A 26,167-nucleotide genomic window follows, 5' to 3' on the forward strand; every position below is an offset into this window, starting at 1 on the left:
TTACACATAACTAAGCTACCGTCATTTGACCGGCATACAGTATAAAGAAACGTAAGAGCAGTACGCCACATAACCCCATACCGGAAACGGTAATAATATAGCCTTTACTGTGCTGAACCCGCTGACTACATACCATATTCATAACCAACGGCAGCAGAATACCCAGCCCGATAACGCCAAACCAGAAGATATTTGACCAGAATCCACCGCCAATGGCGGCGATGGCGGACACTTCTTTCTGACCACCGCCAAAGAACAGACCAACGAATAAGGCCAGCAGCAAGAACAGTTCAAACAGCACGACCGGCTTTTCAAGCTGATGTACAAAGTGAATCGATGGGCTATTCACCGGTTGTTTAAACCAGGTAATACTAAACAGCACTGCGGCCGCTGCACCGGATGAAATACCAGAGAACAGGAATAGCACTGGCAAAACCGGATTATTCAGCATCGGATAGGTCTTCAGTGCCGACAGCAGGAAACCGGTATAGGCACCTAACGCCACCGCCAGAAAAATCATTAATGGCTCAAGCACTTTCTCCAGTCGGACACAGGTCGACAGAATACCGTTAATCCAACCGAATGCCTTAAATCGCTGGTCAATAACGCTGGCGATCTCACTGCGGAACAGCACGGCCAGCCAGACGATCAGCACCATCATATAGATCTGAAATAGCATAACCCCTAACGACATCACCGAGGTGGGGCTATAAAAAATCATCAGGTACCAAAAGGTCCATGGACGGGTTAAGTGGAAAATCAGAATCGTCAGGCCAACAATCACCGATAACGGTGCGATAATCGCCGTGGCTTTAATCACACCATCACGGCTGGCTTCGCCACCGAGCACCCGACGCTTCAGGATCACCGCGATGGTTGTCATACCTGCGGATACGCCGATCAAGAACAGATATATGGCAATTGGCCAGTCCCAAACCAGGGATTCAAAATGAAAAGCGCTGCTCATCCTTTAATCTCCCCATGTTTGCTTGGAATACGGTACATTTTCGGTTCGGTACCTAAATGTACTTTCGCGCGGTAAGTGGTTTTATCCGCTATCAGTTTCACCACCTCACTATTCGGATCGTCCAAATTACCAAACGTCAGTGCTTTAGTTGGGCAAGATTCAACGCAGGCCGGCAGCTTGCCCTGAGCCAAATTGGTATCACGGCAGAAGTTACATTTATCGGCAGTTTTTTTCTCCGGATGAATAAAACGCACGCGATAAGGGCAGGCAGCAATACAGTACTGACAGCCGACACAGCGATTGGGATTCACTTCAACGATACCGGTAGCCGCATCTTTATAAGACGCGCCGGTCGGGCAAACGTCCACACAAGGTGGATTATCGCAGTGCTGGCAGGAATGACGATAAAACTGATATTTTGCCTCAGGAAACTCGCCTATCGGACCGGTGCGGATAATCTCTAACCGCGACACGCCCTCAGGCACTTTATTCACTTCTCGGCAAGCATCCATACAGGCGGTACAGCCAATACAACGGGTTTCGTCGTATACCATGCCATAACGAATACCGTTAATGGACATGGTCTGTGCCAGCGTACGGTGAACCGGGCCGGTCATAAAGATGGCTGCTCCCATACCGGCAATAAAATGACGGCGTGAGCAACTCATGACGTTTTCTTCCCTTTTTGTAGCAATTGTTCTTTTTGCAACTGCTGCTGACTATGGCAATCTACACACAGCTTAATTTGTCCTTTCTGATCCAACCCTTTTACCGGATCAACCGATGGATGCAGCTGATGACAGCTGGCACAGGAGGTTTTCAGAATATGGACATCATGCGCCCATAGCGCCGTACGCAGTTTTTCCGGCTGATGGCAGCTCATACAAACCTGATTTTGTTTATCCACCGGAAAAGTATCTTTATTAAAACGCATAGCGTCCGCTACACCATCACGATGATCCGGTGATATGTTGCCGTGACAGTTGGTACAGGTAACCGGCAACGCCGTATTTGGATTAATCGCTTTAGCGTGCGTGCCGTGCATACCATCTTTATTCTCTTTATGACATTGAGTACAGGCATAATCGCGGTTGCGCTGTAACTCAACTTTATATTCGGACGAGGCTTCTGTTTTCTGCTCGGGTGCCGGTGCTGCTGACAACGGAGTTGCCATTAGTACAAACATCGATACCAGCATTAACAGCCCGCCCTTAAATAATGAACGTAAACTGCCCATGATAATTCCACCTTAATAAGGCCCCGGTTTAGCGAGGCCGATAACTTTATTTACTTAACAAGCGCCCTTCTTTTTTGGCATTTTCATCCCACTCGACTGCGCGAGTTTTCAGGAAGTTTTGTTTTTCGCTCTCAAGTTTTTGCATATCCATGCCTAATGCTTTCTGGGCATTAGCTTTAGTGGAAAGATCCGGCAGTTCAATCTCGTGAGTAATCCCTTTAGATGCTAACAAACGCGCCAGTTTAGTACGGGCATTGGCTGATTTATCCAGTGAAGTACCCAGAACTTTCAGGCCAACTTCTGGTGCGTGCATATGAATACCGTGGGAAGCAATGGCATAGTCCCAACGCCACTGTGCATGACGAATATCCTGTAGGATTGGCTTCATCTCTTCTTCTGTTGCGCCGGCATCCCATGCGGCTTTCGCTTCAAAGTGAGCATGAACTAACTGACGCTCAGCTTTCTTCTTCAGCTCTCTAACCGCTTCTTTTCTGCTGGCAACAACGTCTTGTAGCGCTTGTTTGCTTTGGGTGTGGCAGTTAGCACAGGTTTCATTGAAACGATCGAAAGGATTGCCAATTTTATGGTCGGTATACACTTTGCCTTCTGCGTTCTGTACTTTCGGCATATGGCAGTCAATACAGGTCACATTGTTTTTACCGTGAATTCCCTGACTCCAGGTTTCATACTCCGGATGCTGCGCTTTAAGCATCGGTGCTTTGGACAGCTGATGTTTCCAGTCGGAAAACTCGATGTTGTCGTAGTAAGCTTCCATTTTCTCAACGGTAATACCGTTATCCCATGGATATTTAACCGCTTTGTTTTTGCCCGAGAAGTAATATTCGACGTGGCAGTTACTACAAATCATCGATTGTTGATCCAGACGACTTGCCTTCTCAAACGGCTTGTTGATTGCTTCAAGTGCGCGTTCGGTATAAGGACGGGACATATACAGAGCAGGTTTACCTTCGGCAAAGTCTTTGGATGCCGTATCGTGGCAGTCGGCACAGCCAATAGGGTTTACTACTTGTGCACCACCTTTAGACCACATTCCTTCGAAGTAGCTATCTTCTCCACCTTCATCAATCAAGCGAGCGACGTCAGGACTTTTACAGCTCCAGCAGGCCATCGGTAAAGGGCCATCGCTATCCTTCATTGGTGCTGCGGTACGCAGTGATTCACGAATATCTGTGATGGCATAAAAGTGACCGCGCGCTTTTTTATAATCTTTCGCAAATGGATAGCCGGCCCAGAGAATCACCATATCGGGATATTCATCCAACCCGCCACCTAACGTATCTAACTCGCTGGTTGCTCGCCATGAATCATATTGAGCAGCATGATCTTTTGCGAAGACCTCATTACGAGCCTCTATTTCAGATTTAGCTGCTACCACATTGCTCATCATTAACGATGCAAACAATATCAGTAAGCTAGCTGATAACTTTGCCTTAATCTTGCCCACGGTAAGTACTCCCATCTATTATTATTTCGACATTCATTGCGCCGATTACCAGGATATAAATATCTTTCTGTGCTTATCCATTGCACTAAAAATGATTACTTCTTAAGTAGTATTTATTGTCCCTCTAAATATAACGATTTAGAGATAAAATAAATGACTGACTTAATTTGGATTGTTTTAGATCAATGAATGGGAAATATAAAATTCAATTTTTTGATAGGGTTCAAATAAAAATAATGCAATAAAATCAACACTAACCATTTAGGGTTATAACAATAATATACCTATATTTAGGTATGCATGACCTAAGTAGATTCAATAATATCTATTGTTAGTTATGATCAAATTAAATATGTTTTTAAATATACCGATTAGATTTTTTCATTCGTTCAAATAAAAATCATTATCAGTTAAGAGAATAAACGGCACTATTTATTTTTAATCGCGCTAAAATGTTCAGCATATTTTGAGCGAAGCGAAAGGAAAGACCGATGTCGATACCTTCAATTACTGGCGCTATTCTGGCTGGTGGACAAGCAACCAGAATGGGAGGAGCCGATAAGGGCTTGATTTTACTTGATGGTATACCGCTATACCAACATGTGCTGAAGCGAATTCAGCCTCAGGTTAAACAGGTTGTTATCAGCGCTAACCGCAATATTGAAGAGTATGAACAAAGTGGCTGTGCCGTATTTTCTGACTCACTCAGTGGCTTTAAAGGGCCGCTAGCGGGAATGTTGACCATTTTGGAGAATAGTCCCACTGAATGGGTGCTGTTTTCCTCTTGCGATACTCCACTTATTCCTCAAGATTTAGCCCAGAGGCTGTGGTTAGGCAAAAATAACCAGCTGGCTGCCTATGCTCATGACGGTGACAGATCCCATCCAACAATAGCTCTACTCAATACTCAACTCGTCCAGCCCTTACGTAACTACTTACTCGGGGGAGATCGTAAGTTAATGATTTTCTTATCCCAGCAGCAGGCAACTGCCGTTAATTTTCAGGATAATCCCCAAGCTTTCAAAAATATCAATACATTGGATGAATGTAAAAACTGGAACCAATAACGATGATAAATAACAGCATTCCCCTATTAGGTATTACTGCATACAGCGGCACCGGAAAAACCACGCTCCTGAAAAAGTTGATTCCGTTATTGTCATCGATGGGCATTCGCTGCGGCCTAATCAAACATTCTCACCATAATATGGATATTGATATACCGGGTAAGGACAGTTATGAGCTGCGCAAAGCTGGTGCCATGCAAACTATTGTGGCCTGCGATCAACGCTGGGCACTGATGACCGAAACCCCTGAGAGCACGGTAAACCTTATCGATCTGATCAATAAATTTGATCCAACGTTAATTGATTTAGTGCTGGTTGAAGGTTTTAAACATGAACCCATTGATAAGATCGCACTATTTCGTACTGAAGTCGGTAAACCATTAGCAGGATTAATCGACCAGCATGTTATTGCATTAGCCACCGATGAAAATATTGAGTTAACTATTCCCATTCTTGATATTAATAATCCAAATAGCATTGCTGAATTTATTGTGGGTTGGCTAGAAGATAAGAAATAGTCATTCAGTATCAATTAATCCTATCACAAAAACCCTGAAATATATTACTTAAGGGCGCTAGTATTGAGGCCGGTGAGCTTCGGGCCTAGGCTCCTTAGGGGCGCTCCGGCGAGCAAGCTCGCTACGACCCCAACAGAACCCTCTCCCTCAGGTTAACATTGTAGGCCTTCGCGATTATCAGTGAACTAATAACTGGAATTTGGGGTTTACTCTAAATACATCTAGGTTAACGCCCCGAGTTGTTTAAGCAAGAATGTAAATCTGAGGGAGAGACGGGCGTGGGGGTCGTAGCAGCTTTAGCTGCCGGAGTGCCCGTAGCGCGGCTAGGCCCGAAGCTCGCCCAGACTCAATACCGACGTCCCTCTCAGCTAAACCCCAGATCCTAGTTTCCACCGGGATGACGAGATTAATGACCAGAGAATAGAATTTGGAGCAACACCAATCATTCGAATGTAAATCTGAGGGAGAGACGGGCGTGGGGGCGACTTGGCGTAAGCCAACGAAGTGCCCGTAGTGCGGCTAGGCCCGAAGCTCGCCCAAACTCAATACCTGTGCCCTCCTCGCTTGGGTTTTAGCTTAATAGCAGCGCTCGGCCTGAGGGCGAGATCCCAGCTTTCGCTGGGATGACGATACGCCTTACTCCTTACGAGCCAAGAAGTTCAACCGCCCAAAACGCAAAAACCCCCAGCTTGCGCTGAGGGTTATTACTTAATTGGAGCCTGGCAGTTCCCTACTCTCGCATGGGGAGACCCCACACTACCATCGGCGCTACGGCGTTTCACTGCTGAGTTCGGCATGGGGTCAGGTGGGACCACCGCGCTATCGCCGCCAGGCATATTCTGTATTGTAAACCGTCATGCCCGTCTCTCAACGCACACAACCATTCACTTCAATCCGTTCACAAGCTGAAATTCTCTCAATCAAAACACCTTCGGTGTTGTAAGGTTAAGTCTCACGGTTCATTAGTACCGGTTAGCTCAACGTATCGCTACGCTTACACACCCGGCCTATCAACGTCATGGTCTTTAACGTTCCTTTAGTGGACTCAAGGTCCAAGGGAAGACTCATCTCGAGGCAAGTTTCCCGCTTAGATGCTTTCAGCGGTTATCTTTTCCGCACGTAGCTACCGGGCAATGCCATTGGCATGACAACCCGAACACCAGTGGTGCGTTCACTCCGGTCCTCTCGTACTAGGAGCAACCCCTCTCAATCTTCCAACGCCCACGGCAGATAGGGACCGAACTGTCTCACGACGTTCTAAACCCAGCTCGCGTACCACTTTAAACGGCGAACAGCCGTACCCTTGGGACCTACTTCAGCCCCAGGATGTGATGAGCCGACATCGAGGTGCCAAACACCGCCGTCGATATGAACTCTTGGGCGGTATCAGCCTGTTATCCCCGGAGTACCTTTTATCCGTTGAGCGATGGCCCTTCCATTCAGAACCACCGGATCACTAAGACCTACTTTCGTACCTGCTCGAGCCGTCACTCTCGCAGTCAAGCTAGCTTATGCCTTTGCACTAACCTCACGATGTCCGACCGTGATTAGCTAACCTTCGTGCTCCTCCGTTACTCTTTGGGAGGAGACCGCCCCAGTCAAACTACCCACCAGACACTGTCCTCAACCCCGATTAGGGGCCAAAGTTAGAACATCAAACATTAAAGGGTGGTATTTCAAGGTTGGCTCCACGCAGACTGGCGTCCACGCTTCAAAGCCTCCCACCTATCCTACACATCAAGGCTCAATGTTCAGTGTCAAGCTATAGTAAAGGTTCACGGGGTCTTTCCGTCTTGCCGCGGGTACACAGCATCTTCACTGCGAGTTCAATTTCACTGAGTCTCGGGTGGAGACAGCCTGGCCATCATTACGCCATTCGTGCAGGTCGGAACTTACCCGACAAGGAATTTCGCTACCTTAGGACCGTTATAGTTACGGCCGCCGTTTACTGGGGCTTCGATCAAGAGCTTCGCGTTGCCGCTAACCCCATCAATTAACCTTCCAGCACCGGGCAGGCGTCACACCGTATACGTCCACTTTCGTGTTTGCACAGTGCTGTGTTTTTAATAAACAGTTGCAGCCAGCTGGTATCTTCGACTGGCTTCGGCTCCATCCGCGAGGGACTTCACCTAATGCCAGCGTGCCTTCTCCCGAAGTTACGGCACCATTTTGCCTAGTTCCTTCACCCGAGTTCTCTCAAGCGCCTGAGTATTCTCTACCTGACCACCTGTGTCGGTTTGGGGTACGATTTAATGTTACCTGGAGCTTAGAGGCTTTTCCTGGAAGCAGGGCATCAACTACTTCATCTCCGTAGAGACTCGTCATCACGCCTCAGTGTTTAATAGTCGTCCGGATTTACCTAAACAACCCACCTACACGCTTAAACCGGGACAACCGTCGCCCGGATAGCCTAGCCTTCTTCGTCCCCCCTTCGCAGTAACACCAAGTACAGGAATATTAACCTGTTTCCCATCGACTACGCCTTTCGGCCTCGCCTTAGGGGTCGACTCACCCTGCCCCGATTAACGTTGGACAGGAACCCTTGGTCTTCCGGCGAGCGGGCTTTTCACCCGCTTTATCGTTACTTATGTCAGCATTCGCACTTCTGATACCTCCAGCAGACCTCACAGTCCACCTTCGCAGGCTTACAGAACGCTCCCCTACCCAACAATATTTTCATATCGCTGCCGCAGCTTCGGTGCATGGTTTAGCCCCGTTACATCTTCCGCGCAGGCCGACTCGACCAGTGAGCTATTACGCTTTCTTTAAATGATGGCTGCTTCTAAGCCAACATCCTGGCTGTCTGTGCCTTCCCACATCGTTTCCCACTTAACCATGACTTTGGGACCTTAGCTGGCGGTCTGGGTTGTTTCCCTCTTCACGACGGACGTTAGCACCCGCCGTGTGTCTCCCGTGATAACATTCTTCGGTATTCGGAGTTTGCATCGAGTTGGTAAGTCGGGATGACCCCCTAGTCGAAACAGTGCTCTACCCCCGAAGATGAGTTCACGAGGCGCTACCTAAATAGCTTTCGGGGAGAACCAGCTATCTCCCGGTTTGATTGGCCTTTCACCCCCAGCCACAGGTCATCCGCTAATTTTTCAACATTAGTCGGTTCGGTCCTCCAGTTAGTGTTACCCAACCTTCAACCTGCCCATGGCTAGATCACCGGGTTTCGGGTCTATACCTTGCAACTATGACGCCCAGTTAAGACTCGGTTTCCCTACGGCTCCCCTATTCGGTTAACCTTGCTACAAAATATAAGTCGCTGACCCATTATACAAAAGGTACGCAGTCACACCCCTATAGAGTGCTCCCACTGCTTGTACGTACACGGTTTCAGGTTCTGTTTCACTCCCCTCGCCGGGGTTCTTTTCGCCTTTCCCTCACGGTACTGGTTCACTATCGGTCAGTCAGGAGTATTTAGCCTTGGAGGATGGTCCCCCCATCTTCAGACAGGATATCACGTGTCCCGCCCTACTCATCGAACTCACAATCTGTGCATTTTGGTGTACGGGACTATCACCCTGTATCGCGCGACTTTCCAGACGCTTCCACTAACACACAAACTGATTCAGGTTCTGGGCTGCTCCCCGTTCGCTCGCCGCTACTAGGGGAATCTCGGTTGATTTCTTTTCCTCGGGGTACTTAGATGTTTCAGTTCCCCCGGTTCGCCTCATAACACTATGTATTCATGTTATGATAATGTGTCGAAACACACTGGGTTTCCCCATTCGGGTATCGCCGGTTATAATGGTTCATATCACCTTACCGACGCTTATCGCAGATTAGCACGCCCTTCATCGCCTCTGACTGCCTAGGCATCCACCGTGTACGCTTAGTCACTTAACCTCACAACCCGAAGGTGTCTCTTACAAGACTACTTTCGTGCTGCAAATATTGAGAGACTCGCTCAGTTCAACAATGTCAGTGTAAAACTCATTGTTGCTGAGGATTCAAATTTCAGCTTGTTCCGGATTGTTAAAGAGCAAATATCTCAAACATCACTCTGCCGCATTCACAGCAAAATCAGTTTTGAGATATTAAAATAACCTGACTCAACAGGCTATCATCGATAATGGCTTTCACCCATCATCAGCAATTGGCGTCCCCTAGGGGATTCGAACCCCTGTTACCGCCGTGAAAGGGCGGTGTCCTAGGCCTCTAGACGAAGGGGACACTGAAGTCGACTTCGCAGACGCATTGCTCTCTTTTCATTTCATCAGACAATCTGTGTGGACACTGCACTCAACTGCGTATCTTTTAGGTAAGGAGGTGATCCAACCGCAGGTTCCCCTACGGTTACCTTGTTACGACTTCACCCCAGTCATGAATCACAAAGTGGTAAGCGCCCTCCCGAAGGTTAAGCTACCTACTTCTTTTGCAACCCACTCCCATGGTGTGACGGGCGGTGTGTACAAGGCCCGGGAACGTATTCACCGTGGCATTCTGATCCACGATTACTAGCGATTCCGACTTCACGGAGTCGAGTTGCAGACTCCGATCCGGACTACGACGTACTTTATGAGGTCCGCATGCTCTCGCGAGTTAGCTTCTCTTTGTATACGCCATTGTAGCACGTGTGTAGCCCTACTCGTAAGGGCCATGATGACTTGACGTCATCCCCACCTTCCTCCGGTTTATCACCGGCAGTCTCCTTTGAGTTCCCGACATGACTCGCTGGCAACAAAGGATAAGGGTTGCGCTCGTTGCGGGACTTAACCCAACATTTCACAACACGAGCTGACGACAGCCATGCAGCACCTGTCTCAGAGTTCCCGAAGGCACCAAAGCATCTCTGCTAAGTTCTCTGGATGTCAAGAGTAGGTAAGGTTCTTCGCGTTGCATCGAATTAAACCACATGCTCCACCGCTTGTGCGGGCCCCCGTCAATTCATTTGAGTTTTAACCTTGCGGCCGTACTCCCCAGGCGGTCGACTTAACGCGTTAGCTCCGGAAGCCACTCCTCAAGGGAACAACCTCCAAGTCGACATCGTTTACAGCGTGGACTACCAGGGTATCTAATCCTGTTTGCTCCCCACGCTTTCGCACCTGAGCGTCAGTCTTTGTCCAGGGGGCCGCCTTCGCCACCGGTATTCCTCCACATCTCTACGCATTTCACCGCTACACATGGAATTCTACCCCCCTCTACAAGACTCTAGCTTGCCAGTTTTAAATGCAGTTCCCAGGTTAAGCCCGGGGATTTCACATCTAACTTAACAAACCGCCTGCGTGCGCTTTACGCCCAGTAATTCCGATTAACGCTTGCACCCTCCGTATTACCGCGGCTGCTGGCACGGAGTTAGCCGGTGCTTCTTCTGCGGGTAACGTCAATGTAAGCACGTATTAAGTACCTACCCTTCCTCCCCGCTGAAAGTGCTTTACAACCCTAAGGCCTTCTTCACACACGCGGCATGGCTGCATCAGGGTTTCCCCCATTGTGCAATATTCCCCACTGCTGCCTCCCGTAGGAGTCTGGGCCGTGTCTCAGTCCCAGTGTGGCTGGTCATCCTCTCAGACCAGCTAGGGATCGTCGCCTAGGTGAGCCATTACCCCACCTACTAGCTAATCCCATCTGGGCACATCTGATGGCGAGAGGTCCGAAGATCCCCCTCTTTGGTCTTGCGACATTACGCGGTATTAGCCACCGTTTCCAGTAGTTATCCCCCTCCATCAGGCAGTTTCCCAGACATTACTCACCCGTCCGCCGCTCGCCGGCAAAGTAGCAAGCTACTTTCCGCTGCCGCTCGACTTGCATGTGTTAGGCCTGCCGCCAGCGTTCAATCTGAGCCATGATCAAACTCTTCAATTAAAAGCTTGATGCTCAAAGATTACTTTCGTAATAAAACGTCTGTAATAAATTACAAATGAATTACTGCTTGGTCACTCTTTAAGACTTGGTATTTTTTGTTGCTGAACACCGAAGTGTCAGCGTGAGATACCGTCTTGTGAGTGCCCACACAGATTGTCTGATAAATTGTTAAAGAGCATGGCCAACAGTAAGCTTCGCTTGCCGTGGCACGGGCTGCGTATACTACGCTTTCCCGCTACAGAGTCAAGTGTTAAATCACAGATTTATTCATCTTAAACTCTGTCTTCGCCGGCTGTTGCCGGGTCAGTGGAGGCGCATTATAGGGACTCAGATTTATCTGGCAAGCGCTAATTGCAAAAAAATAACTGACTGCTGTTTGTTTAGGCGGAATGTGTCGTAAATACCGTTATTTGCTGATTAAACGTCCAAATTCCGCACCAAAGCGCTTCACCTGAGCCCAATCGGTATATTCTATTTCTTTGCTACTATCGGTTTCTCCGTCAGTCATCTTCATAATAAGTTGAATCATGACTCGGTCAATCCAGGTATAGCGTGGATAACGTAATGCTCCCGCGAACACACCACAGAGAGTTGGCTTCCACCGGGTAGCCAGCAAATACTTACGGGTATAGCTATTGGTTTGCGGCGATTGCTTTTCCGCTTTACGGGCAATTAGCGAAACCGAAACAAAAGCGGTTGGCATTTGGTTCAAGATTTCATAGTGCTTATCAACAAACGTCTTAAAAGCTTTGTGAAAATGGCCGTAGCGGATAGAAGCACCAATAAGCACACCGTTATAATCGCTAAAGTTAATCTCTGGCATATCATCGATATTATAGAGATCCACCTCAATACCTTCCCGTAACTCGTTAGCTATATAAGACACGATGGCTTTAGTCTGCCCTTCGCGGCTGGAATAAATTAATAGTGCTTTCATGGTTTATTCCTTAATTCTCTGTTATTCACGCCAGAAGATTGGCGTTAACAGAACCAGAAGTGTAAAGACTTCAAGACGACCAAACATCATAGTTATAATCAGAATCCATTTAGCCGGATCGTTCACCTGAGCATAGTGACCGCCAAAATCACCGATACCAATACCCACGTTATTCAACGCCGATACTACACCGGTAAATGCAGCAAACGCATCCAGACCCGTCGCCATTAATGACAGTGTGCTGATAATAAAGACTAAGGCATAGGCAGAAAAGAATCCCCAAACTGCCTCAATAACTCGCTCAGGCAATGCCCGCTGGCCTAACTTAATGGTGTACACCGCATTAGGATGAACTAACCGTTTTAATTCACGTACACCCTGTAAGCACAACAGCAGAACACGAATCACCTTCAGACCACCACCGGTTGAGCCAGCACACCCACCCAAAAAAGTCGCCATTAAGAGCATCATCGGTAAAAACGTTGGCCAGTTAGCAATGTCTTCAGTTGTAGAACCCGTGGTTGTGGTCATGGATACCACGTGGAAAATGGATTGATTGAGTGCGTCCAGCGCCGAGCCATACACATTCCATTGCCAAAGCACTAACGTACAAATAGCAATGAGCGCCAGTTGAAAAAAGAAGTACATCTTAAATTCAGGATCGCGCCAGTAAACTTTTACGCTGCGCCCGCTTAACACGGCAAAGTGCAAACCAAAGTTACAACCGGAAATAAACAGAAAGAGAGCGGTAAGATTATTAATTAATGAACTGTTGTAATAAGCCAACCCACTTTCATGCGTGGAAAATCCACCAATGGCCACGGTAGAAAAACTCTGACCAATGGCATCAAACGGCGTCATACCCGCCGCCCAAAAAGAGAGCGCACAGGCAATAGTGATCAATACATAGATAAACCAAAGCGTTTTAGCCGTTTCAGCAATACGCGGACGCATTTTGCTGTCTTTTAGCGGACCGGGGATTTCTGCCCGATACAGCTGCATTCCCCCAACGCCTAACAGCGGCAAAATCGCCACCGCCAATACGATGATCCCCATGCCCCCCATCCATTGCAGCATCTGACGATAGAACAAAATGGCCTTGGGTAAACTGTCTAGTCCAGTAAGTACGGTGGCACCGGTGGTGGTCAACCCGGAGAAAGATTCAAAAAAAGCATTGGTAATACTCATGCCCATTGAATCTTCAAAAATGAAAGGCAGCGCTCCCACGCTTCCCAATACGGTCCAGAATAGAACCACAATCAGGAATCCTTCGCGGGATTTAAGCTCTTTTCTCTGATGGCGATTGGGAAACCATAATATCAGGCCAATCACAATTGAAACGATAAACGTTTGGCTGAATGCACTCCCTGCGCCATCGCGATAAATCAACGCAACGATTCCCGGAACAATCATAAGTCCGGAAAACAGCATAACCAGGAGCCCGACAATACGGGTTATTGTGCGAAAATGCATTCAGGTCTAACCTTTTTCAATTAAAAAACCTGCGAATTATTACTCAACCGGAGACAAAAGCAATGTTCCACGGCTGACATCGCGCAATTTACCCGTAATTTGCTCAATATGTAATGACGGTAATGATAAAACCAGCTGGATATTCGCACCATAATCAGCGCGGACAATCGATCCGCCAACCTGCTGCAATAATGTTTCCACCATAGATAATTGTGGGTAATCACAAACTAACTGATATTCTGACTGCGGTACCTGAGTCCGGGTAGGCAATATTTTTAATGCCTGTTGCACCCCATTACCATAAGCTTTCACTAATCCGCCGGTACCTAATAAAATACCGCCGTAATAACGCACTACGACCGTAGCAATTTCCCCAACGCCACTTCCCATCAGCTGAGCCAGCATCGGTTTACCGGCGGTACCGGACGGTTCTCCGTCGTCAGAAAAACCTAACTGTTGAGAGTCATGCGGCGCGCCAGCCACAAAGGCCCAACAGTGATGACGAGCAGTCGGATGCTGATCTTTGACTTGTTGGATAAATAACTTCGCCATATCTACACCGCTCGCCGGTGCAAGATAGGTAATAAAGCGGCTTTTTTTGATTTCCTCTTCAAACGTTACCGCTTCAGAAGGTACCTGATAGGCTTCCATTAGGATAATTTTAAATCTCGCGTCATGTTTTCAACCCGGTCTTTACGAATAACCACGTTGTCTTCAATACGAATACCACCATAAGGCCTGAATTTATTAATCCGCATCCAATTAAAGTTATTCTTAAACTGACTATCGCGCCATGGTTCCAGCAGACTATCAATAAAATAGAGACCGGGTTCGATAGTCATGACCATCCCCGGTTCAAGCGCACGGGTACAGCGTAAAGCCGGATATCTTTCCGGTGCTTTAACTTGTGTACCGGTATTATCCTGCATAAAACCGGCCACATCATGCACCTGTAGCCCCAAAGGATGGCCCAGACCGTGGGGAAAGAAAGTATTACTGATACCCGTTTCAACGATATCGTCTTCGCTCATATCAACAATTAAATTATATTTTTTCAGTAGCTTGGCAATCCGTTGATGCATTTGCAAATGATACTCAACGAAGTTAACCCCTGATTTTAACGTGGCAATCAACGCTAGCTGCTCGCTATTCAGATCCTGAATCATCAGGCCGAAATCGCTGTCTTTATATCTGGCATAAGTACGCGTCAGGTCAGCAGCGTAACCATTATACTCTGCACCCGCATCAATTAAAAAGCTGTGGGACTCATCCGGCGTGCGGGGTTCCAGCTTGGTGTAATGTAGCACGGCCGCGTGTTCATTCAGCGCAATGATATTATCATAGGGTACGTTGGTATCCCGATGCCCGGTTGCCGTAAGGTAAGCCAGATTAATATCAAACTCACTCATATCGGAATAAAACGCATCGCGCGCGGCTTTATGACCATTGATGGCGACTTTCTGAGCTTCACGCATGCAGGCCAGCTCATAATCGGTTTTATAAGAGCGATAGTAATGCAGGTAATCAATCACCGCTTTTGGATTGATATTCTTTGCTGTCATCCCCAGCCACTCCGCGCGCGCTGGGTTCGGTCCAATATAGCCAACTTTATCTAATGTCGCTGGCAAATAGTCGACGATGTTATCGGCATTTTTTAGCGGCTGAATATTGATAGCAGAAGTCCAGAAGCCATCCGGTATCGGTTCTACGCTATACCAATAATCGACGGGGGAATAAAACCACAGCTTCGGCTTATTAACGCCATCCACCCATATCCAGCAGTTTTGCACTTCCGTGACCGGTACCCAAGCCTTGAAATGGGGATTCACTTTAAACGGATAGTGTCTATCATCAAGAAACAGTTGGTTCAATTCACCAGAATGAATCAGTAAAGCATCCAACTGGTTACGCTGCAAAACATCACGGGTACGTTGCTGTAATACTGAAATATGTGCCTGGTATAACGCTGCTAACTTTTCCATCAGATCACCCAATTAAAGTTAATAACCAGACTAATTTTATCACAGCTACAAAAAAGGGCGCTGATTGCGCCCCATGATATTGCGATTAAGTGATGTAGAATCAATTATTAATAGGTTTCTCGCAGAATACGCGCTGCTTGCACCATGTTTTCCAGCGACTGACGCGTTTCCGGCCAGGCTCTGGTTTTAAGGCCGCAGTCCGGGTTAACCCATAACCGTTCAGCAGGAATACGCTGGGCGGCTCTGCGCAACAGATCTTCAATCCACTCCACGCTTGGAACGTTCGGTGAGTGAATATCATAAACCCCCGGCCCAATTTCATTTGGATACTCAAATGATTCAAATGCTTCCAGTAATTCCATGTCGGAACGTGAGGTTTCAATGGTAATCACATCGGCATCCAAAGCGGTGATAGCGTCCATGATGTCATTAAACTCGCAGTAACACATGTGGGTATGAATCTGGGTTTCATCCTTAACTGATGACGCATTGAGGCGGAATGCCTCCGTGGCCCAGTCCAGATAGTCTTCCCATTCCGCTTTCTTCAGCGGCAGCCCTTCGCGCAAAGCAGGTTCATCTATCTGAATAATACCAATTCCGGCCTGTTCCAAATCGCTCACTTCATCACGCAGTGCCAGAGCAATTTGCTTAGCAATGGTTTCACGGCTGACATCTTCACGCGGGAACGACCAGCAAAGAATGGTTACCGGACCGGTTAACATGCCTTTAACCGGCTTAGTCGTCAGCGACTGGGCATAGCGAGCCCACTCAACGGTAATCGGTTCCGGGCGACTGATATCACCAATAATGACCGGTGGCTTAACGCAACGAGAACCATAGCTCTGCACCCAACCGTTTTGAGTAAATACAAAACCATCCAGATGCTCACCAAAATACTCCACCATGTCATTACGTTCGGCTTCGCCGTGAACCAACACATCGAGACCCAAACGTTCTTGTTCTAAAATGGCCTGCTTAATATGTTCACTAATGCCGGTACGATATTTGCCGGTATCCAGACGACCCTGTTTGAAATCAAGACGTAAAGTACGAATATCCGTGGTCTGTGGGAATGAACCGATCGTCGTTGTTGGCCACGCTGGCAGATTGTACTTAGCACGTTGCTGTTCTGCGCGAGCCGTATAAGGCTGTTGTCTCTGGCTGTCTTCAGGACGGATTTTAGCCAAGCGATTTTCAACGCTCTTATTATGTACCCGTGATGAATTCTGGCGAGCTTTGATCGGCGCACTATAATCCGCCAATTCTTGCTGTAGAGCGGCATCGGTCGCATGATTCAATGCGCGGGTTAATAAACCAATTTCTGCACATTTCTGTAGTGCAAAGGCGAACCAGCTCTTCACTTCATCATCCAGCCGAGTTTCGCGACTTAAATCAATTGGGCTATGTAATAGAGAGCAAGAAGCTGAAATCCACAGCGCCCGTTGTCCCACTAAAGGTGACAGACGACTAAACCATTCGCTTAAATCGGCACGCCATACGTTGCGGCCATTAATCACCCCTAAAGACAGCAACCAATCCGCTGGCAACTTAGCGTGTATATCAGCCAAATCGTCTTTACCGGCAACGAAGTCAATATGCAGTCCCTGAACCGGTAATTGACGAATAGTCTCCAGATTATGGCTAATACCGTCAAAGTAAGTGGTCAGTAGCAGCTTCACCGTGCCTGACAGCGCTTGATAGGCCGGTTGATAAGCCTCCAGCCACTCTTTTGGTAAATCCAGCACCAGCGCAGGCTCATCAATTTGTACCCATTCAATGCCACGAAGTGCTAATTGCTCCAACACCTGCTGATAAACCGGCAAAATATCCTGTAGCAGCGTCAGACGATCGAACGCTTCGCCTTTCACTTTACCCAACCATAAATAGGTCAACGGGCCCAGCAATACCGGTTTAACTTTATGACCAAGGGCTAATGCTTCATCCACTTCGTCAAACAGTTGCTGCCACGCCAGTTGAAAGTTTTGGCCGCGGGTAAATTCAGGCACCATGTAGTGATAATTGGTGTTAAACCACTTGGTCATTTCCGCCGCTACCGTTGGTTTGCCCGTTGGAGCACGACCGCGACCGATGCGGAACAAGGTATCAATATCAATGTTACCGTCTTCATTACGGTGGCGTTCCGGCACATTACCCAGTAACAGGCTGGTTGCCAGCACATGATCGTACCAAGCAAAGTCACCCACCGGCAGTAAATCAACGCCTGCGTCACGTTGCTGCTGCCAGTGACGAGCCCGCAGCTCTTTACCGGTTGCCAACAAACTTTCGCGATCGATATCGCCGCTCCAATAACGCTCTAATGCTTTCTTTAACTCGCGTTCCACGCCGATTCGCGGGAAACCTAAAATATGGCTCTGGATACTCATATTAACCTCATTTGGCCGTCTAGATGTTTACACATCTATAATCACCGGGTATGGTGTATCCTACAAGCGCAATCTTTTCATACTGAAGGTGAAGAATTTTCATGATCGAATTAAAGCATCTACGAAGCTTACAGGCGCTGCGTCATTCAGGCTCTCTGGCCGGTGCCGCCACTCAGCTTAACTTAACTCAATCAGCCGTCTCTCATCAGTTTAATGAAGTGGAGCAACGTCTTGGTTACCGGCTGTTTGTACGTAAAAGTCAGCCGATTCGTTTTACCGCTCAGGGCGAGATTTTGTTAGATCTGGCGGACCAAGTCCTACCGCAAATCCATCAGGCTCTACAAACCTGTAGCTCGCCACCAAAAGATAAACTGCGTCTGGCAATTGAATGCCATAGCTGCATCCAATGGTTAACGCCTGCATTAAATACCTTCCGTCAGGAATGGCCTGATATCGCACTCGATTTTAAAGCCGGAGTCACTTTTGATCCGCAGCCAGAGTTGCAGCAGGGCGAATTAGATCTGGTGATGACTTCCGATATTCTGCCACGCAGCGGTCTGCACTATTCGCCGTTGTTTGATTTCGAAGTACGTCTGGTTGTCGCGCCGGAGCATCCGCTGGCGGATAAGAAAGTCCTGGAACCTGAAGATCTAACCGATGAAACTCTGTTGATCTATCCGGTTCAGCGCCAGCGACTGGATATCTGGAAGCATTTTTTACAGCCATCCGGCATCAGCCCTACCTTGAAAAGTGTTGATAACACTATGCTGCTGATTCAGATGGTTTCCGCTCAAATGGGTATCGCCGCCCTGCCACACTGGGTGATTGAAAGCGTGGAGAAGCAGGGATTGGTTGTCACTAAAACGTTAGGTGAAGGTTTATGGCGCAGACTTTATGCGGCGGTACGTGACGGAGAACAGAATCAATTGGCAATTAGTACCTTTATTGACATTGCCCGCCGTCACGCCAGTACGTTACCGTTTATTAAACTGGCTTAAGGTGACAGTGGTGAAATATTCAGGCAGATTTGTGCACGGTTTTGACGTGGGGAACAACCCATCGCTTATGAACCAGTAAAGACAGCATAATAATGCCACCGCCAATAACCAACCTGAGCCAGTCAACATCGTGCTGCCAAATAGCAAAGTTAACCAATAGTCCTGCGGGAATCAGCGCATTATTCATAATTGCCAAAGTACCGGCATCAACCTGCGTTGCGCCATAGTTCCACATGAAATACCCCAGACCGGAGGCACCAATACCTAACCAAACCAGAATTCCCCACTGGAGTCCTGTTGTCGGCATTTTGCTGATATCACCAAACAACAGCCAGGCAATACTCGCCACCACAAGCGCCCCCAGATAAAACCACGAAAACGCACTACGCTGAGGCATCGGATACACTTCCATTAGCCTTTTATAGCCGACCTGACCTATCGCGAAGCAGATATTGGCCCCCTGAACAAAAAACAGGCCAAGCCAAAACTGAGCACTCAACTGGTTATAACGGATCACCGCTGCACCAATAACCGCCAGTAGTGCACTCAATAAATAGCCAACTCGCAGACGATTACCCGCTAACAGATCGTAAATCAGCGTGACGTAAATCGGCGTCATAATGGTAAACAACAATATCTCTGGCACGCTGAGATAGAGAAATGACTGGTAATAGAACAAATACATAATGCCAAGCTGGAAAGCGCCAACCAGCATAAATAACAAAGCTTGCTTCAGACTCACGCCGCGAATGCGTAAAAAAGGCAAAAATACCAGAAAGGCCAGTGCAATGCGGATAAACACCGCAAACCAAGTATCAACCTGGCCGGATAAATAAACGCCAATTAGACTAAAAGAAAATGCCCAAAGTATCGTGGTTGTGACCAGTAACGGCATATCGAACGCCACCTTGCTAATTCAGCTTCAAGAAGGCGGAGTATAAAAGAAAGCAGTTATTCACTCTAACACTATTTAGTTTACGTTTGATTAAATAACAGTCTTACTGAAGGTTTTTATCCTTGTCATATTTTACCAATAATAAACATTGACTCTGGAGTAGACTCCAAGGTGTAGAGTAACCTCATTATGAGTGGATGAAGGTACCATCAAATGAATAACCATAGCGAAAACAAAAGCATACAATCCGATGTACATGATTTATCAGATCAACATGGCCACAGTCATGAGCACCCCCACGATCATGATGAACATCATCATGGTGCATGCGCTATACAAAATGAACATGATGGTCAGGATCAACCAATGGCAGAAATCGCCAAGGGTAACACTCGCCTAACCTGGCAAGTCTTTGGTATGGACTGCCCAAGCTGTGCAAAGAAAGTGGAAACTGCGGTTAGCCAGGTTTCCGGCGTTGAGCACGCTAAAATTCTCTTTGCCACCGAAAAACTGGTCGTCGACGCTAGCCAGAGCCACAATATCGCCGAACGTATTGAGCAGGCAGTAAAGAAAGCGGGCTACTCGCTCAGCTCCGGCTCGGATACCACGCCTGCCGCTAAACCGTCTGTCACACAGCAGCGCCTAAAAGAGTATGGCCCTCCGGCACTAATGGCGATCATGATTCTACTTAGTTGGCTGTTGGAGTCATTCTACCCAACCGCTGGCCGCATCGCTTTCACCGTAACCACTATCGTTGGCCTGATTCCAATTGGCTTACAGGCCATCCGCCTTACCCGTTCTGGGACACCTTTTGCCATTGAAACGCTGATGAGCGTCTCCGCTATCGGCGCACTGTTTATCGGTGCGACGGAAGAAGCGGCGATGGTACTGATGTTATTTATGATCGGCGAATTACTGGAATCCTACGCAGCAAACCGGGCACGCCAAGGCGTTACCGCTTTAATGGCGCTATTGCCAGAAGAAGCAGTACAGATCGTTAACGGTGAACGAAAAATGGTACCAACCGGTAACTTACGCCCCGGAGATATTATTGAGATCGCTCCCGGAACGCGTTTACCGGTAGATGCTCAATTGCTTGGAACCAGTGCCAGCTTTGATGAAAGTGCTCTGACTGGGGAATCGATTCCCGTTGAGCGCGTAAACGGAGAAAAAGTCGCCGCCGGTAGTCTGGCCGTTGATACCGTGATACAGCTAAAAGTTCTGTCCGAACCAGGGCAGAACGCTATTGACCGTATTCTCACCCTGATTGAAGAAGCAGAAGAACGCCGCGCGCCGATTGAACGCTTTATCGATCGCTTCAGCCGCTATTACACCCCGGCTATTATGCTGTTTGCGTTTTTCGTGGTAATAGTGCCACCGTTGCTGTTTTCCCAACCGTGGGAAACCTGGATTTATCGCGGCTTAACTCTGCTGTTAATTGGCTGTCCATGTGCGCTGGTTATCTCAACACCGGCGGCCATTACCTCTGCGCTGGCTTCAGCGACTCGTCGAGGTGCCTTGATCAAGGGCGGCGCGGCACTGGAGCAGTTAGGAACCATCAGCCAAATCGCCTTCGATAAAACCGGTACCCTGACGGAAGGTAAACCGATGGTTACCGATGTAATACCGCTGCAAAACATGACTGAAGCTCAGCTCCTGTCTCTGTCAGCATCTGTTGAATCTGGTTCGCACCATCCTCTGGCGCAGGCGATTATCCGCCGTACCGAAGAAAGTTCGATTAACTACGTTCAGGCCGATCAGCGTCGCGCTATCGCCGGAGTTGGAGTACAAGGTACCGTTGACGGACAAACCATCCTGATTAGTTCTCCATCCAAACTCAGCGCAGAACAGCTTTCAGACAGTCTGCAACAACAGGTTATGCAGTTAGAAGAACAGGGGAAAACCGTCGTCGTTGCACTTCAGGATAATCAGGTAATTGGCCTGCTGGCCTTGCGAGATACCCTGCGCGCCGATGCCAAACAGGCTTTGGCGGCACTGAATAAGATCGGTGTAAACGGTGTGATGCTAACCGGGGATAACCCACGAGCCGCCGCCGCTATCGCTCATGAACTGAATATTGAATATGAAGCCAGCCTGTTGCCGGAAGACAAAGTGAGCGCGGTGATTGCCCTGAATAAACAGCAGCCAACGGCAATGGTGGGAGACGGCATCAATGACGCCCCGGCCATGAAGTCGGCAACAATTGGTATCGCTATGGGTGGCGGAACCGATGTTGCATTAGAAACTGCTGATGCTGCCTTAACCCATAACCGCCTGATTGGCCTGTCGGATATGATTGTGCTATCCCGAGCGACGCGAAAAATTATCCGTCAGAACATCACCATCGCCCTTGGCCTGAAAGCGATTTTTCTGGTCACCAGCTTAATCGGACTAACCGGCCTGTGGTTAGCGGTATTAGCCGATTCCGGTGCAACGGCTCTGGTGACGGCTAATGCGCTGAGGTTATTGCGGAAAAGGAAGGAAGAGGAAGAGATTGAGAAATAATATGTTATGACCATCGGGAGCACTGAATTTAGCCAACATCATCAATAAGGTAGCACGAGCAGCATGGATGCTGTGAGAGGCATAGCGCCGCCGGGAGCGGGTCTATGCCGGTGCGTTAAGCCTTATTGATGGTGGAGGGCAGTCGCCATAGGCGACCTAAATTCCGGTGCGGAAGGCGCGGGGTGTTGGGGCATTCGCCTTAATGCCCCAACTCGCTGCAAGCCCGACTGCTGATTTAAACACTGAACTATCGGCAGCGAAACCGATTGAGGCGCTTAATATTTTGCAGTTAAAGCGCATATATCGGTGGTAAAACGCATACTAAACGTTAAAACTTAAAACAACTGGCACCTTGCTCTGCTCCGGAAATATTTTCTCTCAGCGCAGAGAACAACTCACGTCCCATACCAATATGGGAAGCAGATAAGTCAGGTTGTGCAGGGGTACGACGAGCCAGTTCATCCGCCTCAACCAACAGGCTAAGTTCTCCCGTCGTGCCATCAACCTGAATCATATCGCCGTCTTGCACTTTAGCCAGCAAACCACCTACATAGGCTTCTGGCGTCACATGAATTGCAGCCGGAACTTTACCTGAGGCACCGGACAAACGGCCATCGGTAACTAGCGCCACATTAAAACCTCGATCCATCAATACGCCTAATGGTGGCATCAGTTTATGCAGCTCCGGCATACCAATCGCTTTTGGCCCCTGAAAACGCACCACAATGATGCAATCTCGATTCAACTGACCGGCATTAAATGCGTCATCAATAGCGTATTGGCTGTCAAACACCACCGCTGGCGCTTTGATAATCTGACGATCTTGCGGTACCGCAGACGTTTTCATAACTGCTCGCCCCAGATTTCCCGACAAGACCTTCGTTCCACCGTGTTTAACAAAAGGCGCTTCCAGCGTGGAAATAACCTCGGGATCCAGAGAAGCATGAGGGCCATCGCGATACACCAATTGCCCCTCTTCCAGAAACGGTTCCTGTGTATAACGATGCAAGCCAAAGCCAGCAACGGTATGGACGTCTTCATGTAGCAGTCCACCCTTCAACAATTCACGAACCAGTAATGAAACACCGCCAGCGGCCTGAAAGTAGTTAATATCGCCCGGGCCATTAGGATAAATACGGCATAGCAGCGGCACGACTTCAGATAGTTCAGAAAAGTCATCCCAGGTAATCGTGATACCCGCTGCTTTCGCCATCGCAACCAAGTGCATGGTGTGGTTCGTCGAACCACCGGTTGCCAACAGGGCAACAATCCCGTTCACCATCACTTTTTCGTCAACCAAACGTCCCACTGGCAGATACTCACCGGAGGCTTCTGTCATACGCGTTACCTGACGAGCAGCCGCATCCGTTAATGCATCCCGTAGGGGAATATCCGGATAAACAAAAGAAGACCCCGGCAGATGCAGTCCCATTACTTCCATCACCATCTGGTTGGAATTAGCGGTGCCGTAAAACGTACAAGTCCCCGGAGAGTGATAAGCATTAGCCTCAGATTCCAGCAGTTCCTCGCGCCCAACCTTACCTTCTGCATATAACTGACGAATGCGCACTTTTTCTTTATTAGAGGCACCGGTACGCATAGGACCCGCGGGGACAAACACCGTAGGCAGATGGCCGAATGACATAGCGGCAATAAACAGCCCCGGTACAATCTTATCGCACACGCCAAGGAACAATGCGCCATCAAACATATTGTGGGATAGACCAATCGCTGCCGACATCGCAATTAAATCGCGACTTAGCAGGGAAAGCTCCATGCCATCCTGCCCCTGAGTAACGCCATCACACATTGCCGGTACACCACCGGCGACCTGACCAACTGCGCCAACGGCATGCAAGGCGTTCTTAAGTCGTTCAGGATAATGTTCATAAGGTTGATGGGCTGAAAGCATATCGTTATAGGACGTAATGATACCGATATTACTTTTTACCATATTCTTGAGGGAGAGCTTGTCATCCACAGAACAGGCGGCAAAACCATGGGCCAGATTACCGCAGGAAAGCTGTGACCGATGTACGGTCTTACTCTTTGCCGCATCAATTTTTGCCAAATATTGACGGCGTTCATTCTGGGAACGGGCAATAATTTTCTGGGTAACGCGCTCAACAATAGGATTCATGTTATTCCCCACTTTTCGTAAAAGTGTTTTAAATATTGATAAAAAGAATATTTAAATTAACGCTATCAAAAGACTAAGAAGAAATAACCAAATAGGTATATATAACCCATAATTTTATTATCACTGAGTTGTATCACTATTATTTTAGATTAAATCTTAAATAAGCATAAAATAAATTATTGCTGCTTATTTAAAATCTAAACAGTTTATGACTCTCCATTCTTACGCCATTATCTGTGTGCTGTTTTTCCCAATACCTTCCCCTTTTGGAAGCTAGGTCATCATGTCATAAAGCTACTATATACCCAAATGATACCGGTAACAATACGTTTTAAGTCTCAATTTTACTCGATTCAGCTAACAAGCAGATTGTTTTGTGACCTCAATCACAATTGTGATTATTAACACAAATCTTTATCATTTCTCTGCCTAAAAAACGATGGCAATATTCAGGCGTAAAAATAATACGTCCTCTGTTTCCTCCATGTTAAAAACATTTTAAGTTAACGCACTAAAGTAATCAGGAACTATTTTTTCAACGGTAAAAATAGAATTCAAATAAAGATAAAAGATGTCTTTATACTCAGCGCTATATTATTCAGTACTATCAACGGCGAATCATAGACTCTCATGTACCTGTAAAACAGAGCACACTAAAAAGTTAATGAAGGATATAAATGAATCACCATAAATAAACCTATCGGAAACCGCCACAAATATACCCGTCTGGCGTTTTCTTTGTTAAACTAAGTCATCTATCGTTCACTATTTAATTATTTGAAAAATGAAGAAAAAAAGACTTGGGCTTCAAGATGTCGCTAACCAAGTTGGCGTAACAAAGATGACGATCAGTCGCTATTTGCGCGATCCATCACAGGTCTCTGCGGCATTAGGCAGCAAAATAGCCGTAGCATTAGATGAACTGGGCTATATTCCCAATCGAGCACCGGAAATCTTGTCCAATGCCACCAGTAAAGCCATTGGCGTACTGCTTCCTTCATTGACCAACCAGGTGTTTGCCGAAGTCTTGCGCGGTATTGAAAGCGTAACCGACTCTCACGGTTACCAAACTATGTTAGCCCACTATGGCTACCATCCTGAACGTGAAGAAATGCGCCTGACTTCTTTGCTTTCTTATAATATTGACGGTTTAATACTCTCTGAGCGTAACCATACCGAACGAACGCGGAAAATGATCGAGGTTGCCGGTATTCCGGTGATCGAAATTATGGATAGCGCTTCTCCCTGTCTCGATCTGGCGGTAGGCTTTAATAACTATGATGCGGCTTATCAAATGACGAAAGAGATAATTCGCAGCGGACATACCCATACCGTTTACCTTGGTGCTCGTCAGGATGAACGTACAGTAATTAAATTGCAGGGATATCAACAGGCTATGCGTGAGTTTGGTCTGGAGCCCCGTAGTATCTGTACTGACCGTTCATCGTCTTACAGTCTCGGCTGTGAATTACTGAAAGAAGCCCGCCGGGTTTATCCTGATACTGACAGCATATTCTGTACCAACGATGATATTGCGATCGGGGCGGCATTCGAATGTCAGCGTCAGGGCTTACACATTCCAAAAGATATGGCCATTGCAGGTTTTCACGGGCACGATATTGGTCAATCAATGGAGCCTAAACTCACCAGCGTCTTAACCCCTCGTGAAAAGATGGGGCAAGTTGCAGCAGAAAGATTACTTGCCCGTTTGCGCGGTGAAACGGTTACCCCAAAAATGCTTGATTTAGGCTTCACTATTCTCCAGGGCGGCAGCATTTAAACTGGCAA

General features: G+C 47.7%; 16 protein-coding genes, 1 tRNA gene and 3 rRNA genes. 5 read left to right on the forward strand and 15 right to left on the reverse strand.

Going from position 1 to position 26,167, the window contains the following annotated elements; translation table 11 throughout:
* Positions 1 to 10: 10 nt before the first annotated feature.
* From nrfD to nrfA, 4 genes are read right to left on the reverse strand one after another with little or no spacing between them, the layout of a single operon-like run.
* Positions 11 to 967, reverse strand: a complete 957-nt coding sequence (nrfD, locus tag EL341_RS16620; RefSeq protein ID WP_074823971.1) for a cytochrome c nitrite reductase subunit NrfD — start codon at positions 965 to 967, stop codon at positions 11 to 13.
* Entirely contained in the window at positions 964 to 1,635 is a 672-nt protein-coding gene (nrfC, locus tag EL341_RS16625; protein ID WP_047782341.1) for a cytochrome c nitrite reductase Fe-S protein, read from the reverse strand. Before nrfC ends, nrfD begins: the two co-directional genes overlap by 4 nt.
* The gene (nrfB, locus tag EL341_RS16630; RefSeq protein ID WP_074823967.1) at positions 1,632 to 2,204 is read right to left on the reverse strand and encodes a cytochrome c nitrite reductase pentaheme subunit; all 573 of its coding nucleotides are present in this window, start codon (positions 2,202 to 2,204) and stop codon (positions 1,632 to 1,634) included. The genes nrfC and nrfB overlap by 4 nt, the downstream gene beginning before the upstream one ends.
* A gap of 46 nt (positions 2,205 to 2,250) precedes the next feature.
* Positions 2,251 to 3,684, reverse strand: coding sequence for an ammonia-forming nitrite reductase cytochrome c552 subunit (gene nrfA, locus EL341_RS16635; protein WP_074823965.1), 1,434 nt, complete (start codon positions 3,682 to 3,684; stop codon positions 2,251 to 2,253).
* A 476-nt stretch (positions 3,685 to 4,160) separates the two neighbouring features.
* Here nrfA and mobA point away from each other — a divergent pair, with 476 nt between their 5' ends.
* The gene (mobA, locus tag EL341_RS16640) at positions 4,161 to 4,736 is read left to right on the forward strand and encodes a molybdenum cofactor guanylyltransferase MobA (protein WP_074823962.1); all 576 of its coding nucleotides are present in this window, start codon (positions 4,161 to 4,163) and stop codon (positions 4,734 to 4,736) included.
* Positions 4,737 to 4,738: 2 nt separating this feature from the next.
* Positions 4,739 to 5,254 (forward strand): molybdopterin-guanine dinucleotide biosynthesis protein MobB, encoded by a 516-nt coding sequence (gene mobB / locus EL341_RS16645; RefSeq protein WP_074823959.1) that lies wholly within the window; start codon positions 4,739 to 4,741, stop codon positions 5,252 to 5,254.
* A gap of 717 nt (positions 5,255 to 5,971) precedes the next feature.
* On the opposite strand, the gene rrf is transcribed toward mobB, so the two are convergent.
* The 9 genes from rrf to metE all read right to left on the reverse strand — a co-directional run bounded on the left by rrf (position 5,972) and on the right by metE (position 17,841).
* A 5S ribosomal RNA gene (rrf, locus tag EL341_RS16650) occupies positions 5,972 to 6,087 on the reverse strand.
* Between the two features lie 108 nt (positions 6,088 to 6,195).
* Positions 6,196 to 9,106, reverse strand: a 23S ribosomal RNA gene (locus tag EL341_RS16655).
* 251 nt (positions 9,107 to 9,357) lie between these two features.
* A tRNA-Glu gene (locus tag EL341_RS16660) sits at positions 9,358 to 9,433 on the reverse strand.
* An 89-nt stretch (positions 9,434 to 9,522) separates the two neighbouring features.
* Positions 9,523 to 11,065 (reverse strand): 16S ribosomal RNA (locus EL341_RS16665).
* The 16S, 23S and 5S rRNA genes sit together here with 1 tRNA gene alongside, the layout of an rRNA operon.
* Before the next feature lie 406 nt (positions 11,066 to 11,471).
* Positions 11,472 to 12,002 carry a menaquinone-dependent protoporphyrinogen IX dehydrogenase gene (gene hemG / locus EL341_RS16670; RefSeq protein ID WP_074824635.1) on the reverse strand — a complete coding sequence of 177 codons (531 nt, stop codon included), beginning with the start codon at positions 12,000 to 12,002 and terminating at the stop codon, positions 11,472 to 11,474.
* A gap of 21 nt (positions 12,003 to 12,023) precedes the next feature.
* Complete coding sequence (locus EL341_RS16675) at positions 12,024 to 13,475, reverse strand: TrkH family potassium uptake protein (RefSeq protein WP_047782348.1); 1,452 nt, start codon at positions 13,473 to 13,475, stop codon at positions 12,024 to 12,026.
* A gap of 39 nt (positions 13,476 to 13,514) precedes the next feature.
* Positions 13,515 to 14,126 carry an IMPACT family protein gene (locus EL341_RS16680; protein ID WP_047782349.1) on the reverse strand — a complete coding sequence of 204 codons (612 nt, stop codon included), beginning with the start codon at positions 14,124 to 14,126 and terminating at the stop codon, positions 13,515 to 13,517.
* Positions 14,126 to 15,457 (reverse strand): Xaa-Pro dipeptidase, encoded by a 1,332-nt coding sequence (gene pepQ / locus EL341_RS16685; RefSeq protein WP_126468177.1) that lies wholly within the window; start codon positions 15,455 to 15,457, stop codon positions 14,126 to 14,128. Before pepQ ends, EL341_RS16680 begins: the two co-directional genes overlap by 1 nt.
* 107 nt (positions 15,458 to 15,564) lie before the next feature.
* Entirely contained in the window at positions 15,565 to 17,841 is a 2,277-nt protein-coding gene (metE, locus tag EL341_RS16690; protein ID WP_074824629.1) for a 5-methyltetrahydropteroyltriglutamate--homocysteine S-methyltransferase, read from the reverse strand.
* A 101-nt stretch (positions 17,842 to 17,942) separates the two neighbouring features.
* Here metE and metR point away from each other — a divergent pair, with 101 nt between their 5' ends.
* Positions 17,943 to 18,839 carry an HTH-type transcriptional regulator MetR gene (gene metR, locus EL341_RS16695; protein ID WP_047782352.1) on the forward strand — a complete coding sequence of 299 codons (897 nt, stop codon included), beginning with the start codon at positions 17,943 to 17,945 and terminating at the stop codon, positions 18,837 to 18,839.
* 19 nt (positions 18,840 to 18,858) lie between these two features.
* Here metR and EL341_RS16700 read toward each other — a convergent pair whose 3' ends face one another.
* Positions 18,859 to 19,734, reverse strand: coding sequence for a carboxylate/amino acid/amine transporter (locus EL341_RS16700; protein WP_047782353.1), 876 nt, complete (start codon positions 19,732 to 19,734; stop codon positions 18,859 to 18,861).
* A 213-nt stretch (positions 19,735 to 19,947) separates the two neighbouring features.
* On the opposite strand from EL341_RS16700, the gene EL341_RS16705 reads away from it, so the two are divergent.
* Entirely contained in the window at positions 19,948 to 22,239 is a 2,292-nt protein-coding gene (locus EL341_RS16705; RefSeq protein ID WP_126468178.1) for a zinc/cadmium/mercury/lead-transporting ATPase, read from the forward strand.
* A gap of 328 nt (positions 22,240 to 22,567) precedes the next feature.
* On the opposite strand, the gene edd is transcribed toward EL341_RS16705, so the two are convergent.
* Positions 22,568 to 24,379, reverse strand: coding sequence for a phosphogluconate dehydratase (gene edd / locus EL341_RS16710; RefSeq protein ID WP_126468179.1), 1,812 nt, complete (start codon positions 24,377 to 24,379; stop codon positions 22,568 to 22,570).
* Between the two features lie 784 nt (positions 24,380 to 25,163).
* Here edd and gntR point away from each other — a divergent pair.
* Positions 25,164 to 26,159, forward strand: coding sequence for a gluconate operon transcriptional repressor GntR (gene gntR, locus EL341_RS16715; RefSeq protein WP_126468180.1), 996 nt, complete (start codon positions 25,164 to 25,166; stop codon positions 26,157 to 26,159).
* Positions 26,160 to 26,167: the final 8 nt, after the last annotated feature.

This window comes from Pragia fontium (genome assembly GCF_900638655.1).
Classification (GTDB): Bacteria; Pseudomonadota; Gammaproteobacteria; order Enterobacterales; family Enterobacteriaceae; genus Pragia; species Pragia fontium.

What these genes read in the sequence shown, in the direction of transcription:
- gntR (WP_126468180.1), top strand. Translation starts at nt 25,164, where the DNA reads ATGAAGAAAAAAAGACTTGGGCTTCAAGATGTCGCTAACCAAGTTGGC.
- metR (WP_047782352.1), top strand. Translation starts at nt 17,943, where the DNA reads ATGATCGAATTAAAGCATCTACGAAGCTTACAGGCGCTGCGTCATTCA.
- nrfC (WP_047782341.1), bottom strand. Translation starts at nt 1,635, where the DNA reads ATGAGTTGCTCACGCCGTCATTTTATTGCCGGTATGGGAGCAGCCATC.
- nrfB (WP_074823967.1), bottom strand. Translation starts at nt 2,204, where the DNA reads ATGGGCAGTTTACGTTCATTATTTAAGGGCGGGCTGTTAATGCTGGTA.
- mobB (WP_074823959.1), top strand. Translation starts at nt 4,739, where the DNA reads ATGATAAATAACAGCATTCCCCTATTAGGTATTACTGCATACAGCGGC.
- EL341_RS16680 (WP_047782349.1), bottom strand. Translation starts at nt 14,126, where the DNA reads ATGGAAGCCTATCAGGTACCTTCTGAAGCGGTAACGTTTGAAGAGGAA.
- EL341_RS16675 (WP_047782348.1), bottom strand. Translation starts at nt 13,475, where the DNA reads ATGCATTTTCGCACAATAACCCGTATTGTCGGGCTCCTGGTTATGCTG.
- nrfA (WP_074823965.1), bottom strand. Translation starts at nt 3,684, where the DNA reads ATGGGAGTACTTACCGTGGGCAAGATTAAGGCAAAGTTATCAGCTAGC.
- mobA (WP_074823962.1), top strand. Translation starts at nt 4,161, where the DNA reads ATGTCGATACCTTCAATTACTGGCGCTATTCTGGCTGGTGGACAAGCA.
- EL341_RS16705 (WP_126468178.1), top strand. Translation starts at nt 19,948, where the DNA reads ATGAATAACCATAGCGAAAACAAAAGCATACAATCCGATGTACATGAT.
- hemG (WP_074824635.1), bottom strand. Translation starts at nt 12,002, where the DNA reads ATGAAAGCACTATTAATTTATTCCAGCCGCGAAGGGCAGACTAAAGCC.
- nrfD (WP_074823971.1), bottom strand. Translation starts at nt 967, where the DNA reads ATGAGCAGCGCTTTTCATTTTGAATCCCTGGTTTGGGACTGGCCAATT.
- pepQ (WP_126468177.1), bottom strand. Translation starts at nt 15,457, where the DNA reads ATGGAAAAGTTAGCAGCGTTATACCAGGCACATATTTCAGTATTACAG.
- metE (WP_074824629.1), bottom strand. Translation starts at nt 17,841, where the DNA reads ATGAGTATCCAGAGCCATATTTTAGGTTTCCCGCGAATCGGCGTGGAA.
- EL341_RS16700 (WP_047782353.1), bottom strand. Translation starts at nt 19,734, where the DNA reads ATGCCGTTACTGGTCACAACCACGATACTTTGGGCATTTTCTTTTAGT.
- edd (WP_126468179.1), bottom strand. Translation starts at nt 24,379, where the DNA reads ATGAATCCTATTGTTGAGCGCGTTACCCAGAAAATTATTGCCCGTTCC.